We start from the raw sequence: 13,507 nt of genomic DNA, 5'->3' as shown, positions 1-13,507 counted from the left end.
CAGCCGGCCGCGGGGACGGGCAACGGCCTGGTGGTGGGCAACGACCTGGTACTGGCCCTCGATCGGCAGCCGAACATGGCGATATGTCCTCACTCAGGGTGTCCACGCCCTGGTTCGACGAGACCGGCGGCGAGAGTTCCTGGCTCCCGGGGCTTTCTACCCCGGTGACAGTGGCGGGACCGCGCCGGATTCGCACCGGCTTCCTCTCCTGCCGCCGTACATGGCCCGGGCAGTCCACCACGGGCCCGGAAGGGCCGTCAACTTGCTGTTGACCTGCGCGGGGAGAGTGTGCAGAACCCCACATCGCTCCTCGTCCCGCCGGCACGGCGAGCACCGGCCGGAGACCGGCTTGCGCGGAATCCCCCTCGGGCAGGTGGACTTCGCGGGCACCGCTCGCGACCGCCGGCCGCGACAGCGAATCGGTCACCGTCGAGGGGCATCTGAGGAGCGGGTTTCCGCTGCTCACCTCGCGGGCCTCTTGGACGCTGCTGCGGTGGCACGACCGAGAGCACTCGAGTCGGACCGCCTTGAAGGCCGTGGAGCACGTCTGGGTCGTCGACGGCCATCTCGTTCTGCGTGGGTACACCGATCTCGGCCCCCGTCTCCCGGCGTGACGGAGTCCCTGGCCGATCTCGAGATTCCCCCCGGAAGCCGATATGACCCGGCCCTGCCTGCGGCCGCCCATGAGGGCGGCCGCAGGCAGGGCCGGGTGAGAAACCTGTACGTGTCAGGCCACGATCAGCGAGATCCCGTAGGCCACCGCCGCCGCGCAAGCCGCGAAGCAGGCGTACGCGCCCGTCACCGCGAGGGTGGCCGAGCCGCCCTCCGCTGTGGCGCGTTCCTGGCGCGACAGGCCCATGATGCCGAGGGTGAACAGGGCCACCAGGCCCACCGTGACCGCGAGGCTGACGCCGAAGACGGAGCCCAGGGCTGCCCAGTCGATCTTCATGCTGGTTCTCTTCCTTCGTACCGGGTGCGCGGGCTCAGACGGCCGCGGCCGGGGGAGCGGCGGGCTCGGTGGTCGTGGTCGCAGGCGACGGGATCGTGGCCGACAGGTCCTCGGCGACGGTGCCCGCCGGAGGCGGGGTCACCGCCGCGATCGCCGTGGTGATCACGCCCGCCGGCTCCTCGGGCTCGTTGACGTTCGACGCGTCGACGACCTCGCGCCGGGAGACCTTCCAGATCGCCACGCTGGAGGCGATCAGGAAGACGGCCACGACCGCCGTACCCCAGTCGCCCAGGTCCGTGACCGACTCGGCCAGCGCGCCCACCAGGGCCGCCGCCGGAAGCGTCAGGCCCCATGCGACGAACATGCGGGTCGCCGTCGACCAGCGGACCACGCCGCCCTTGCGGCCCAGGCCCGCGCCCATCACCGAACCGGAGACCGAGTGGGTGGTGGAGAGGGAGAAGCCGAGGTGGGAGGAGGCCAGGATGACCGTGGCCGCGCTGGTCTGGGCGGCGAAGCCCTGCTGCGGCTGGAGGTCGGTCAGGCCCTTGCCCATGGTGCGGATGATGCGCCAGCCGCCGAGGTAGGTGCCGAGCGCGATGGCGAGACCGGCGGAGAGGATGACCCAGGTGGGCGGGTCGGAGTCGGGGGCCACGGCGCCGCCGGCGACCAGAGCGAGGGTGATGATGCCCATCGTCTTCTGCGCGTCGTTGGTGCCGTGGGCGAGGGAGACCAGGCCGGCCGAGGCGATCTGGCCCGCGCGGTAACCCTTCTCCGCGGCCTTGCCGTCGGCCTTCTTGCCGAGGGTGTAGGAGAGGCGGGTCGCGAGCATCGCGGCGACGCCCGCCACGATCGGCGCGGCGATCGCCGGGATCAGGACCTTGGTGACCAGCGCGTCGCTGTGCACCGCGTCGAAGCCGGCCGAGGCGATGGTGGCGCCGATCAGACCGCCCATGAGGGCGTGCGAGGAACTGGAGGGCAGGCCCACCAGCCAGGTCAGCAGGTTCCAGAGGATCGCGCCGACCAACGCGGCGAAGATGACCTCGGGACGGATGCCGGTCTCGTCGACGAGACCCTTGGAGATCGTGTTGGCGACCTCCACGGAGAGGAAAGCGCCCACAAGGTTGAGCGCGGCGGACATGGCCACCGCGACCTTGGGCTTGAGCGCACCGGTCGAGATGGTCGTGGCCATCGCGTTGGCGGTGTCGTGAAAACCGTTCGTGAAATCGAACGCGAGTGCGGTTACGACCACAATCGCGAGGATCAGCGAGAAGTTTTCCATTTACCCAGGCAATCGTTCGAAGTCATTGGCCGGTTGACCGTAGGCAACCTGGATGAACGGAAGGTGAACTGGGGTGGGCGTCGGGGTGTCTGTACGGCTACTCCTACTTGGCGAATCGCTCCAGCTGTGCCGGGGAGCCGTTGAAGAGATTCTGGTCACCCGGCAGGCCGCCGTTGTTGGCGTACTGCCAGAAGGTCCACGCCGACCAACCGGCCGGCAGGGCGCCCGCGTCGGCCGACCCGTGACGGGCGATCCACAGGGCGTGATCCGCGGAGAAGGCGTCGCTGCCGCCCGTGCAGAGGTTCCCCCCGGAAATGGCGGCGTGCACGAAAACCACCCGGAGGTTAGGGGGGATCCACAGGGATCGGTGAATGTCGGTTGATGTCCGGCCAATCACCTCAAGTCGGTTATGTTCGAGTGATATGTGCCTCTATGCGGGCTTTCTTGGGTTCGGATTCCGTCCTGCAGTACCCGGGCGCGGCGGCGGTCCCCGGGCGCCCCTGGCAGGATCGGCGGCATGGCTGAGCAGCGACGCGAGCAGGGGGACATCCGGGACTCCCGGGACGGCGTACCGGGCGGGGCGGAGCCGCGAAGGAGGGGCGTGGTCCCCGAGGAGGCGCGGGCCTGGGAGACGCTCGTGACGACGGCCCGCCGCACCGTGACCGACGGGCTGGTCGTCGGCACCTCCGGCAACGTCTCCGTGCGCGTCGGCGACACCGTGCTGGTCACACCGTCGGGCGTGCCCTACGACCGGCTCACCCCGCACGACGTCACCGGCGTCGACCTCGCCGGCCGGCAGGTCCTCGGCACCCTGGTCCCGACGAGCGAACTGCCCATGCATCTCGCCGTCTACCGCGGCACCGACGCCGGTGCGGTCGTCCACACCCACGCCGTGCACGCCACGGCCGTCTCGACCCTCGTCGGCGAGCTTCCCCACGTCCACTACATGGCGTGCGCGCTCGGCGGCGCCGTCCGGGTTGCCCCCTATGCGACGTACGGCACCGAGGAGTTGGCCGAGAACATGCTCCTGGCCCTCGCCGACCGCACCGGCTGCCTCCTCCAGAACCACGGCACCCTCACCTACGGCACCACTCTCGACCAGGCCTACGACCGCACGGCCCAACTGGAGTGGATGTGCCGGCTGTGGCTGACGGCCTCGTCGCTGCCCGGCCGGAATCCCACCCTCCTGACGGAGGAACAGGTCGCGGAGGCGGGGGAGCGGCTACGGGGGTACGGGCAACGGAGGGCCGGGCACAACCCTCCGTCCCACCGCGGGTGAGCACCGCCTCTCCACCACCACGCTCTTCGCCGTCACGCTCTTCGCCGTCACGCGCTCCACCACCACGCGCCGCCGCACATCACCCGACCGACCGCAGCACTGGCCGGTCGGAAGGATGGCCAGGACACTGGACGGGTGCGCACTGTCAAAGCGACGGCCGCCGCCGTCACCGCAGCCCTGGCCGCCGGCGCCGCCAGTGTCGCCGTCGGCCGGTTGGCCAGCGACGCCGCGCTGAAAGCGCCGCCCGGCCGGCCCCTGCCGACCGAACCCCGGCTCACCGTGCACGGCACGGCCGCCGGCCAGGTCACCCTCACCCGCGACCTGGCCGCCCTGCGCCCCGGCACCCACGGGCTCTCCGGCAACGGATCCCACGCGGTCGTCGGCGCCGTCCTGCCCGCCGCCCCGCACACCGCCGACACCGTCGTACGCCGTCTGGAACGCGTCACCCACGGCACGCTGAACGCCGGCGACGCGGTCTGGCTCACGCCGAACCTGTACGTCGGCAACCCCGGCAGCGCCCTCGGTCTCGACCACGCCGACGTCGACGTCCCCGGCGAGTTGGGCAACCTCCCCGCCTGGTTCGTCCCCGGCGCCCGCCGCACCTGGGTGATCGCCGTGCACGGCCTGGGCACGACCCGGGAACACGCCCTGAACCTCATGGGCTTCCTGCACCGCCGCCGCTTCCCCGTGCTCTCCCTCGCCTACCGCGGCGACCTGGGCGCACCACGCTCCCCGGACGGCCTGAACCACCTCGGGGCGACCGAGTGGCGCGACGTGGACGCGGCGATGCGGTACGCCGTGCGCCACGGCGCCGAACGCGTCGTCCTGCTCGGCTGGTCCACCGGCGCCACCATGGCCCTGCGCGCCGCCGCCGACTCGGGGCTGCGCGACCTCGTCTCGGGGCTGGTGCTGGACTCGCCGGTCCTCGACTGGCGGACGACCCTGCGCGCCCTGGCCGCCGCCCGGCACACCCCCGGCGCCCTGCTGCCGCTCGCCGTCCGTGCCGCCGAGGGCCGCACCGGCCTGCACGCCGGGAAAGGCGACGACGGAGACGCGGCCGCCGACCCGGCCCGGCTGAAGGTCCCGGCCCTGATCCTCCACGGTCCCGACGACACCGTCGCCCCCTGGGGCGCCTCCCGCCGCCTCGCCGGCCGCCGCCCCGACCTCGTCGCCCTCCACACCGTCCCGCACGCCCCGCACGGCGCCATGTGGAACGCAGACCCCGCGGCCTACGAGGAGGCCCTGCGCCGCTTCCTCACCCCACTGATGTGACCCCCTGATCCGAACTGACGTGACCTCCCGATCCGGGTCGCTCATGTGAGCCCGTGACAGAGCCGCCCGGACCGGTCCCGATGGTTCCGTTTAAGCCCGTACCACTGGCCTGAAGACGCCTCCCCATCCCTCGCGGAACCCCGTGCCTTGGCCAGTCCCGTAGCCCGCCGTGACATTCCGTTTGGGTTTTCGGACCGTCAACCGGAAGACTGCACCCGTGACGTCCCGTATCCCGCGCGACTCCAGGCTTCGACTCGTCCGCCCGCGACCCCTGGCCGCCGCCCCCTCAGCTGTGAACGAGCGGCGCCCGCGCCGCCCCGCACCCCGCCCGCCGGAGGGCACACCGGCCCCCGCGGAGCTGGCCAGAATGGCGCGCTCCGGACTGGCCGCCGCGGCCCGCGTGGCCCGCTGGGCCGACAACGCCCTCGGACCCGGCCGAGACGCCGCGACCACCGACGGCAAGGCCACCCTCTCGGAGGCGACCGCCGAACGGGCGGCGAGCGACTTGGGCCTGACCATGGCTCAGGTGCGCGCCGACTGGGACACCGCCCGCCTCGCCGGTCTCGTCGAGGTGCACGGCGACAGCGCCCGCCCCGGCTGGCGGCTGCGGGCCTGGAACCGCGACGACAGCGCCGTCCTGCGCGGCTGGGTCGCCCTGTTCGACGCCTGGTCGCTCGCCTCCCCGGAACCCGAGGAGCAGGAGCCCGCAGCCGTCGCCGAGGTCGTCTCGGCCATGCCCCAGGTGCTCTCCTTCCTCCAGCTTTCCGCCGGGCCCGTCCCCGTGGAGCAGCTCCTGGACCTGCTGCGCCAGCGCGTCACCGAACTGCGCACCGAGCGCTGCGAGGTCCCCTACGGCGCCGGCTCCGAACCCGCGACCCCCGTCGCCCCGGTCCTCTCCGTCGACGCCGACCCGGCGGAGCCCGCCCAGGACGCCGAACTCGCCCCCCTCCTCGACTGGGCCCTGCAGGCCCTCGCCTCCGTGGGCGCCCTCACCTACGGTGCCGGACAGGCCACGCTCACCCCGCTGGGCAACTGGGCGGTCTGGGTCAAGCTGGAGCAGATCTGCGTCGCCGCGCAGAGCCCCGCCGGGAACATCGAGCAGTCGGCCGAGGGCATGCTCCGCGGCTGCGCCCAGCTCCGCCCGAACGCCGCCCGCGCCGAGTACCGCGCCTGGCTCGCCGCCCGGACCGTCGGCAGCGCCGTCACCGAACTGCTGCTCGCCGCCCGCGGGGACGACGCCCTGCTGCGCGGCCTCGCCTTCGAGGCGCTGCGCGTCGTCGGCGCCCCCGCCGAGCCCGACGTCCGCGCGGTCGTCGACGAGCCGACGCTGCGGCCGTACGCGCTGCTCTGGCTCGCCGAGCACGACGGCATCGACCCGGAGGACGCCCACGAGGTCCTCACCCGGGAGGAGGCCACCTGGCTGTGGGTCGACACCGCCGCGGCCGTCGCCGACCACGGGGAGGCGCCGATGCTCGTACGCCACCTGGAGTCCGCGCTGCAGCCGACCGTCCCCGCCCTGCTGACCGAGGTGCGGGCCGTGGGACACCCGCGCACCGTGCAGGTGCTGGTGGCGCTCGCCGCCGCACACCCCGACCCGGCGCTGGCCAAGGCCGTCCGCCGGGCCGCCTTCCAGGTGCACACCGGGGGCAGCTGAGCCCCGGACCCTCAGCCCTGTATGTCGGGCGCGTAGGTGCCGAAGCTCCAGAGGTTGCCCTCGATGTCCCGGGCCATGTAGTCCCGGGAGCCGTAGTCCTGGTCCGTCGGGGGCATCAGGATCTCCGCGCCGTGCTCCACGGCCCGCCGGTGGTGTGCGTCGACATCGTCCACGACGACGTACACCCCGGCCGGGCCCGCGCCCTTCATCGCCGTGTCGAAGACACCGCCGCGGCCCTTCGAGCCGAGCATCACCGCGCCGTTGCCCTGCACCAGCTCGGCGTGCATCACCGCGCCGTCCTCCCCCTCGTACACGGACAGTTCCGTGAACCCCAGAGCCTCCGTGAGCTGCCGGATCGCCGCCTTCGCGTCGGTGTACAACACCGTCGGATAGATGCTCGGACGCCCGCCGTTCGTGCCTGCCATGCCGATCACTCCCTTGTGATCACTGCCGAAGATGTCACCGCCGTCCAGTCTCCCAGCGACCACTGACAACGGCCTCGAGCCGGGGAGCCGAGGGCGACGCATCACACACCCGCGCGCGTGGATCGAACACCCGAACGCAGAAAAAGTGCTTGCACGGTCCCGTTAGACTGGCCCCATGGCCATTCTCCTCGCGCATTAGACGGCGGGAACGTCCTCAGCCGTCCATCCCGCCAACGACCCCGCACAGGAGTCTGTCCGTGATCTCCGCCTCCGGCATCGAGCTGCGCGCCGGTGCCCGCATCCTCATCGAGAACGCCTCCTTCCGTGTAGCCAAGGGCGACCGCATCGGCCTGGTCGGGCGCAACGGCGCCGGCAAGACCACGCTGACCAAGGTCCTGGCCGGCGAGGGCATCCCCGCCGGCGGCCAGGTCACCCGCTCCGGCGAGGTCGGCTACCTCCCGCAGGACCCCCGCACCGGCGACCTCGACGTCCTGGCCCGCGATCGCATCCTCTCCGCGCGCGGACTGGACATCCTGATCCGCAAGATGCGCGAGAACGAACAGCGGATCGCGAACGGCTCCGGCGCCACCCGCGACAAGGCGATGCGCCAGTACGAGCGCCAGGAGACGGAGTTCCTCACCAAGGGCGGGTACTCCGCCGAGGCCGAGGCCGCCACCATCGCCGCCGCGCTCAACCTGCCCGACCGCGTCCTCGGCCAGCCCCTGCACACGCTCTCCGGTGGTCAGCGTCGCCGCGTGGAGCTCGCCCGCATCCTGTTCTCCGACGCGGACACCCTGCTCCTCGACGAGCCGACGAACCACCTCGACGCCGACTCGATCGTCTGGCTGCGCGACTACCTCAAGACCTACCGCGGCGGCTTCATCGTCATCAGCCACGACGTCGACCTGGTCGAGACGGTCGTCAACAAGGTGTTCTACCTGGACGCCAACCGCTCCCAGATCGACGTCTACAACATGGGCTGGAAGCTCTACCAGCAGCAGCGCGAGGCCGACGAGAAGCGCCGCAAGCGTGAGCGGCAGAACGCCGAGAAGAAGGCCGCCGCGCTGCACTCGCAGGCCGACAAGATGCGCGCCAAGGCCACCAAGACGGTCGCCGCGCAGAACATGGCCAAGCGCGCCGACCGGCTCCTCGCCGGTCTGGAGGCCGTCCGGGTCTCCGACAAGGTCGCCAAGCTCCGCTTCCCGGAGCCCGCGCCCTGTGGCAAGACCCCGCTGATGGCCGAGGGCCTGTCGAAGTCGTACGGCTCGCTGGAGATCTTCACCGACGTCGACCTGGCCATCGACAAGGGCTCCCGGGTCGTCATCCTGGGCCTGAACGGCGCCGGCAAGACGACCCTGCTGCGGCTGCTGGGCGGGGTCGAGAAGCCCGACACCGGCGAGGTCGTCCCCGGGCACGGGCTCAAGCTCGGCTACTACGCCCAGGAGCACGAGACCCTGGACCCCGAGCGCTCGGTCCTGGAGAACATGCGCTCCGCGGCTCCGGACCTGGACCTCGTCGAGGTGCGCAAGGTGCTGGGCTCGTTCCTGTTCTCCGGTGACGACGTCGACAAGCCGGCCGGTGTCCTCTCCGGCGGCGAGAAGACCCGACTGGCCCTCGCGACGCTGGTGGTCTCCTCGGCCAACGTGCTGCTGCTCGACGAGCCCACCAACAACCTCGACCCTGCCAGCCGTGAGGAGATCCTCGGCGCGCTGCGTACCTACAAGGGCGCGGTCGTCCTCGTCACCCACGACGAGGGCGCCGTGGAGGCGCTGCAGCCCGAGCGGATCATCCTGCTGCCCGACGGTGTCGAGGACCTGTGGGGCTCCGACTACGCGGATCTGGTCGCTCTGGCCTGATCGAATGCGTGATCCGCGGTGTTGGATCATTCGTCTGGATCATTCGGCCTATCGGTGATCCATCATCTGTGTGAGATCTCCTCGTATCGAGGTGTGTCCTACATCGATTTCGCGGCCGATCCCTTTGTCGACAGGGGATCGGCCGTCGTGCGTCGCTGACCTGCTACTTCGCACAACAACCCGTTCGGTCCCACGAACGCCACCGAGTGGAATCACAGGTTCCACTTGTGGGGACGCGCTCCTGTCGTCAAAACCCTGTCGCACGGACCTTGCCGAATGGGTGGCCATCGCGCCCCGGAGGGGTGATCATGAGGGGACCAGAGCGCACTTCCCCAGGAGGAGGCACGGGTGGCCGAGACTCTGAAGAAGGGCAGCCGGGTGACCGGCGCCGCGCGCGACAAGCTCGCGGCAGACCTGAAGAAGAAGTACGACTCCGGTGCGAGCATCCGGGCGCTGGCCGAGGAGACCGGCCGCTCGTATGGCTTCGTGCACCGGATGCTCAGCGAGTCGGGCGTCACGCTTCGTGGGCGTGGCGGGGCGACACGAGGCAAGAAGGCTGCCTCGTCCTGACCCCGGGCGGCCCACCGGCTTCGATGGTGGCCACCCGGTCGGTCCTTCGATCGGCCGGGTGGTTACTGTGCAGTCACTTAGCTGACGCCAGCTGACCGCACCCATCGGAGGCACCTATGGCCACGCCCGACCAGGAACTCGTTCCCCTGCTCGACAAGGACGGCGTACGGCTCACCGTAGACGACGCGCTCGCCACGGTGACGCTGGCCAACCCGGCCAAGCGCAATGCGCAGAGCCCCGCCATGTGGCGGGCACTCGCCGAAGCCGGACGGCTGGTGCCGGGCTCCGTCCGTGTGGTCGTGCTGCGCGGTGAGGGCAAGTCCTTCTCCGCGGGGCTCGACCGGCAGATGTTCACGCCCGAGGGGATCGAGGGCGAACCGTCCTTCATCGACCTCGCGCGCAGTGGCGACGCCGAACTCGACGCCGCCATCGCCGAGTTCCAGGAGGGCTTCACCTGGTGGCGACGCAGCGACCTCGTGTCCATCGCCGCCGTCCAGGGCCACGCGATCGGTGCGGGCTTCCAGTTGGCTCTCGCCTGTGACCTGCGCGTCGTCGCCGACGACGTGCAGTTCGCCATGCGGGAGACCAGCCTCGGCCTGGTACCGGACCTGACCGGCACGCATCCCCTGGTCTCGCTGGTCGGCTACGGCCGCGCGGCCGAGATCTGCCTGACGGGCCGGTTCGTGCACGCCGAGGAAGCGGTGAGCTTCGGGCTCGCCAACATCGCCGTGCCCGCGGAGGAACTCGACACGACGACTCGTGAGCTGGCCGCGGCGATCCTGGCCGCACCCCGCGAGGCCGTCATCGAGACCAAGGCCCTGCTGCGCGGCGCGGGCGACCGCACCTACGACGACCAGCGCGCCGCCGAACGAGCCGCCCAGTCCCGCCGCCTGCGGGACATGGCAGGCATCGGCGAGTAACCCTCACCCACCAGCCACGCCGACCGGGCCGGACACGCCCGGCCGCCGACCGACCGCGGCATCGGCCCGGCGCCGGCCCGGCGTCGGCGAGGATCCGTGGCCGGTCACGGCACCGGCGCGGCCTCGGCCGGGGACCTTCGGCCACCACCGCACCGGCCCGGCGTCGGCGAGGATCCGTGGCCGGTCACGGCACCGGCGCGGCCTCGGCCGGGGACCTTCGGCCACCACCGCACCGGCCCGGCGCCGGCGAGGATCCGTGGCCGGTCACGGCACCGGCGCGGCCTCGGCCGGGGACCTTCGGCCACCACCGCACCGGCCCGGCGCCGGCGAGGCTCCCCGGCTGATCACCGCACCGGCACGGTCTGACGCGATGACGCGATGACGCGAGACGCCGTGACCGACCGCGGCATCGGCCCGGCTCGGCGGGGGACCGCCTGGTCACCAAGGGGCACGGTGCCGGCGAGGGGTCCTCGGCCGATCGCCGTACTGGCGCGGTCACAGCGGCGGATCCCGCTGACCACCGCGGCGGCGCGGTTTCGGTGGGGCTGGGGTCTTCGGCCGGGTGGTGTATCGGGCGATGGGTCGGGGAGGGGGCTCGGGCGGTCGCGGCATCGGGGTGGTCGTGGCGAGGGGTGTGCGGCCGGTCGCCCGCGGCGGCGCGGTTTCGGTGGGTCAGGGGTCTTCGGCCGGGCATCGCACCGGGGGGTGCGTCGGTGAGGGCGGCTGCTCAGTCGACCGCTGTCACCAGGACGGCGACCGTCGGGTGGTCCGGCAGTGTCTCCGACACCGTGCCGCGGACCGCGCGGGCCACGTCCACGGTCCGGCGGTCCGCGCTCACCGTGATCTCCACGCGCGCGTGCCGACGCGGCAGGGCGGCTGAGGCGTCCTGCCGTTCCTCGACGCGCACCGCACGCCCGAGCACGCCGCTTGTCCCCGTCACCCCCGGCACGGACAGCGCCGCCGCCGCGGCGAATGCCTCGTCGCCGACCAGGGCGGGCCCGCCCGGCACCGGCGCGGCAGACCGCTCGGGCTCCGTTCCCGGTTCGTCGTCGAGCAGTTCCGTCACCCGCAGGTCCACCTCCGACACCACCAGCCCGAGCCGTTCCGTCGCGGCCGCCGCCAAGGCGTCCCGCAGACGGGCCACCGCGGTCGGCAGCGGCTCGGACGCCGTCGCCGCGCACTCCGCCGTCACCCGCAGCGGCCCCGGCGCCAGCGCACTCGGCGGAGCCGGTACGACGGACTCGGACCCGCCCTCAGGATCCGCCGGCCCCAGCCGGAGCGCGCCCAGCCGCACGCCCCCCACGTCCCGCACCGCCCGCCGCAGCACCGCCTCCGCCGCCGCCTCCGTGATCCACGCGCCGTCGCGCGGCCCGCCCAGGGGGAGGAGCCTGCCGAGGCCCAGTTGATGCCGTACCGCGCTTGTCCATCCGTCCACCGTCATTACTCCAGCCTGCCGCATCCCTGGGGCGCGGTCGGGCAACCGCGCTTACCGTGGTCGAAGGGACGTTGAACGAACCGGACGTAAGGACGTACGGCGATGACCGAGGCAACGGAGCAGAACCGGACGCAGACACCGGACAGCGGCACCGAGCCGCTGCAGACCCGCAAGGCCACCGGGCGCGGCGGCGGCGCGGCGGCGACCCGCGGGCGAACCACCATCGCCGACGGGGTCGTGGAGAAGATCGCGGGCCTCGCGGCCCGGGACGTGCTCGGTGTCCACGCGATGGGCAGCGGGCTCAGCCGCACCTTCGGCGCCGTACGGGACCGGGTGCCCGGCGGCTCGAAGTCGGTCACCCGAGGCGTGAAGGCCGAGGTCGGCGAGGTACAGACGGCGCTCGACCTGGAGATCGTCGTCGACTACGGCGTGGCCATCGCCGACGTCGCGCAGGCCGTGCGGGAGAACGTGATCAACGCCGTGGAGCGAATGACCGGGCTGGAGGTCGTCGAGGTCAACATCGCGGTGGGCGACGTCAAACTGCCCGACGAAGAGGACGAGGAGCCGGAGCCCCGGATCCAGTGACGTGGCAGTGAGTACTGCCGAGGGGAGAGCACGTTGAGCATGGCCGTGGTCGGCATGATCGCCGGTATGGCGCTGGGCTTCGCCGGATACTTCGGCGGGTTCGGGGCCTTCCTGCTGGTGGCGGCACTGGGCGCCATCGGGTTCGTCGTCGGCCGGTTCCTTGAGGGAGACCTGGAACTCGGCGACTTCTTCCGCACGCGCACGCGTGACGACCGGCGCCGGTGAAGACGACGATGACGAGCGAGGGGAGCGAGGCACCGGACAGACGCCCGACCGTCATCCCGCCGGGCCGACGGGGCGCGACCCGTATCGCCGACCGGGTGGTGGCGAAGATCGCCGCGCATGCCGCACGCGAGGCGGTGGGCCCCCTGCCGCCGGACGTCGGGCGCGCGCACGCCACCGTCGTCATCCGCCCCCACTCTCCACTTCGTTCGAGCGGGGGGACACCCGTTGACGCCGTGCACGTCAGAGTCCACCTGGAACTCGAGTACCCCACCGACATCGGCGCCCGCTGTCACGAGGTGCGTCGTCATGTCACCGAGCGGGTAGGCGCGTTGGTGGGAATGGAGGTTCCGGAGGTCGCCGTCCAGGTGGAACGGCTGCACCTGACATCGGCCCCCGGCGCGGCACACGGGAGGACACGATGAGCGAGCCCGGAGGCCTGCAGGGCGGCGCGGTGCCCGTTCTGGAGAAGCCCACGCAGGACACCGACCAGGCGCCGGGTGGTGGAGGGGGCCCCGCCAACCATCGCTTCTGGTCGGCGCGTCGCGTCCCGGCCACCGTCGTCGCGGTGCTGCTGCTGGTCGTCGCGGGGGCCTTCCTCTACGACGTCACCGCGGTCCGCGCCGGCCGGCCCGCCATGGCCTGGCGGCGCGAACTCGCCCGGCAGCTCGCCGAGCGCCCCCTCGACGACACCTGGGTGCTGGTCGGCGCCGGGGTCGCGGCGGCCCTCGGCCTGTGGCTGATCGTCCTGGCTCTCACCCCGGGCCTCAGGGACGTGCTGCCGATGCGCCGCACCCACCCCGACGTCCGCGCCGGCCTCCAGCGGGGCGCCGCCGCACTGGTGCTGCGCGACCGGGCCATGGAGGTCGCCGGCGTGCAGTCGGCACGGGTGCGCACCGGCCGCCGCAGGGCCGACGTCCGTGTGGTCTCCCACTTCCGCGACCTGGACGACGTACACGCCGACCTGGAAGCCGTCCTCACCGACGCGATCCACGGCCTGGGCCTGACCCGGTCGCCCGCGCTCTCGGTCCATGTGCGCCAACCCGGGAAGAAGGGGTGAG

The 13,507-nt window shown here is 72.3% G+C and carries 14 protein-coding genes, 1 pseudogene and 1 riboswitch; of the genes and pseudogenes, 10 read left to right on the top strand and 5 right to left on the bottom strand.

What is annotated here, in order from left to right; genetic code table 11:
- Positions 1-114 precede the first annotated feature (114 nt).
- Positions 115-254, bottom strand: a riboswitch (cobalamin riboswitch).
- Positions 255-727: 473 nt separating this feature from the next.
- The 3 genes and pseudogenes from OG289_RS13040 to OG289_RS13030 form a co-directional block, all read right to left on the bottom strand.
- Positions 728-949 carry a hypothetical protein gene (locus OG289_RS13040; RefSeq protein WP_327314166.1) on the bottom strand — a complete coding sequence of 74 codons (222 nt, stop codon included), beginning with the start codon at positions 947-949 and terminating at the stop codon, positions 728-730.
- Between the two features lie 34 nt (positions 950-983).
- Positions 984-2,228: an inorganic phosphate transporter gene (locus tag OG289_RS13035; protein ID WP_327314165.1), complete on the bottom strand. Its 1,245-nt coding sequence runs from the start codon at positions 2,226-2,228 to the stop codon at positions 984-986.
- A 103-nt stretch (positions 2,229-2,331) separates the two neighbouring features.
- A pseudogene (locus tag OG289_RS13030) lies at positions 2,332-2,532 on the bottom strand (GH25 family lysozyme); the annotation flags it as partial.
- Positions 2,533-2,745: 213 nt separating this feature from the next.
- Between OG289_RS13030 and OG289_RS13025 the strand changes: the two are divergent.
- The 3 genes from OG289_RS13025 to OG289_RS13015 all read left to right on the top strand — a co-directional run bounded on the left by OG289_RS13025 (position 2,746) and on the right by OG289_RS13015 (position 6,433).
- Positions 2,746-3,507, top strand: a complete 762-nt coding sequence (locus OG289_RS13025) for a class II aldolase/adducin family protein (protein WP_327314164.1) — start codon at positions 2,746-2,748, stop codon at positions 3,505-3,507.
- A gap of 135 nt (positions 3,508-3,642) precedes the next feature.
- Entirely contained in the window at positions 3,643-4,779 is a 1,137-nt protein-coding gene (locus tag OG289_RS13020; protein WP_327314163.1) for an alpha/beta hydrolase family protein, read from the top strand.
- 217 nt (positions 4,780-4,996) lie between these two features.
- Positions 4,997-6,433, top strand: a complete 1,437-nt coding sequence (locus OG289_RS13015; RefSeq protein ID WP_327314162.1) for a hypothetical protein — start codon at positions 4,997-4,999, stop codon at positions 6,431-6,433.
- Positions 6,434-6,444: 11 nt separating this feature from the next.
- Here the strand turns inward: OG289_RS13015 and OG289_RS13010 are convergent, their stop codons facing one another.
- A complete protein-coding gene (locus OG289_RS13010) occupies positions 6,445-6,858 on the bottom strand; it encodes a VOC family protein (RefSeq protein ID WP_327314161.1) in 414 nt (137 codons plus the stop codon).
- A gap of 257 nt (positions 6,859-7,115) precedes the next feature.
- Between OG289_RS13010 and OG289_RS13005 the strand changes: the two genes are divergently transcribed.
- The 3 genes from OG289_RS13005 to OG289_RS12995 all read left to right on the top strand — a co-directional run bounded on the left by OG289_RS13005 (position 7,116) and on the right by OG289_RS12995 (position 10,204).
- Complete coding sequence (locus OG289_RS13005) at positions 7,116-8,714, top strand: ABC-F family ATP-binding cassette domain-containing protein (RefSeq protein ID WP_327314160.1); 1,599 nt, start codon at positions 7,116-7,118, stop codon at positions 8,712-8,714.
- Between the two features lie 348 nt (positions 8,715-9,062).
- A complete protein-coding gene (locus OG289_RS13000) occupies positions 9,063-9,284 on the top strand; it encodes a helix-turn-helix domain-containing protein (protein WP_004002281.1) in 222 nt (73 codons plus the stop codon).
- Positions 9,285-9,400: 116 nt separating this feature from the next.
- Positions 9,401-10,204, top strand: coding sequence for an enoyl-CoA hydratase/isomerase family protein (locus tag OG289_RS12995; RefSeq protein WP_327314159.1), 804 nt, complete (start codon positions 9,401-9,403; stop codon positions 10,202-10,204).
- Between the two features lie 727 nt (positions 10,205-10,931).
- Here OG289_RS12995 and OG289_RS12990 read toward each other — a convergent pair.
- Complete coding sequence (locus OG289_RS12990) at positions 10,932-11,645, bottom strand: nucleopolyhedrovirus P10 family protein (protein WP_327314158.1); 714 nt, start codon at positions 11,643-11,645, stop codon at positions 10,932-10,934.
- Between the two features lie 96 nt (positions 11,646-11,741).
- On the opposite strand from OG289_RS12990, the gene OG289_RS12985 reads away from it, so the two are divergent.
- The 4 genes from OG289_RS12985 to OG289_RS12970 are packed head-to-tail and all read left to right on the top strand — an operon-like array spanning position 11,742 to position 13,506.
- A complete protein-coding gene (locus tag OG289_RS12985) occupies positions 11,742-12,224 on the top strand; it encodes an Asp23/Gls24 family envelope stress response protein (RefSeq protein ID WP_327314157.1) in 483 nt (160 codons plus the stop codon).
- Positions 12,225-12,257: 33 nt separating this feature from the next.
- Entirely contained in the window at positions 12,258-12,449 is a 192-nt protein-coding gene (locus OG289_RS12980) for a hypothetical protein (protein ID WP_079663167.1), read from the top strand.
- A gap of 8 nt (positions 12,450-12,457) precedes the next feature.
- Entirely contained in the window at positions 12,458-12,871 is a 414-nt protein-coding gene (locus OG289_RS12975) for an Asp23/Gls24 family envelope stress response protein (RefSeq protein ID WP_327314156.1), read from the top strand.
- On the top strand, positions 12,868-13,506 hold the full coding sequence (locus tag OG289_RS12970) for a DUF6286 domain-containing protein (RefSeq protein WP_327314155.1): 639 nt from the start codon (positions 12,868-12,870) through the stop codon (positions 13,504-13,506). The genes OG289_RS12975 and OG289_RS12970 overlap by 4 nt, the downstream gene beginning before the upstream one ends.
- Position 13,507 lies beyond the last annotated feature (1 nt).

Source organism: Streptomyces sp. NBC_01235 (assembly GCF_035989285.1).
In the GTDB taxonomy this organism is placed as follows: domain Bacteria; phylum Actinomycetota; class Actinomycetes; order Streptomycetales; family Streptomycetaceae; genus Streptomyces.
The sequence above is the reverse complement of the archived record's forward strand: the minus strand, read 5'-3'. Positions and strand labels throughout refer to the sequence as shown.

Excerpts from the sequence above, each read along its gene's own strand:
- OG289_RS12970 (WP_327314155.1), top strand. The coding sequence starts at position 12,868 with ATGAGCGAGCCCGGAGGCCTGCAGGGCGGCGCGGTGCCCGTTCTGGAG.
- OG289_RS13010 (WP_327314161.1), bottom strand. The coding sequence starts at position 6,858 with ATGGCAGGCACGAACGGCGGGCGTCCGAGCATCTATCCGACGGTGTTG.
- OG289_RS12975 (WP_327314156.1), top strand. The coding sequence starts at position 12,458 with ATGACGAGCGAGGGGAGCGAGGCACCGGACAGACGCCCGACCGTCATC.
- OG289_RS13025 (WP_327314164.1), top strand. The coding sequence starts at position 2,746 with ATGGCTGAGCAGCGACGCGAGCAGGGGGACATCCGGGACTCCCGGGAC.
- OG289_RS12990 (WP_327314158.1), bottom strand. The coding sequence starts at position 11,645 with ATGACGGTGGACGGATGGACAAGCGCGGTACGGCATCAACTGGGCCTC.
- OG289_RS13040 (WP_327314166.1), bottom strand. The coding sequence starts at position 949 with ATGAAGATCGACTGGGCAGCCCTGGGCTCCGTCTTCGGCGTCAGCCTC.
- OG289_RS13035 (WP_327314165.1), bottom strand. The coding sequence starts at position 2,228 with ATGGAAAACTTCTCGCTGATCCTCGCGATTGTGGTCGTAACCGCACTC.
- OG289_RS12985 (WP_327314157.1), top strand. The coding sequence starts at position 11,742 with ATGACCGAGGCAACGGAGCAGAACCGGACGCAGACACCGGACAGCGGC.
- OG289_RS12995 (WP_327314159.1), top strand. The coding sequence starts at position 9,401 with ATGGCCACGCCCGACCAGGAACTCGTTCCCCTGCTCGACAAGGACGGC.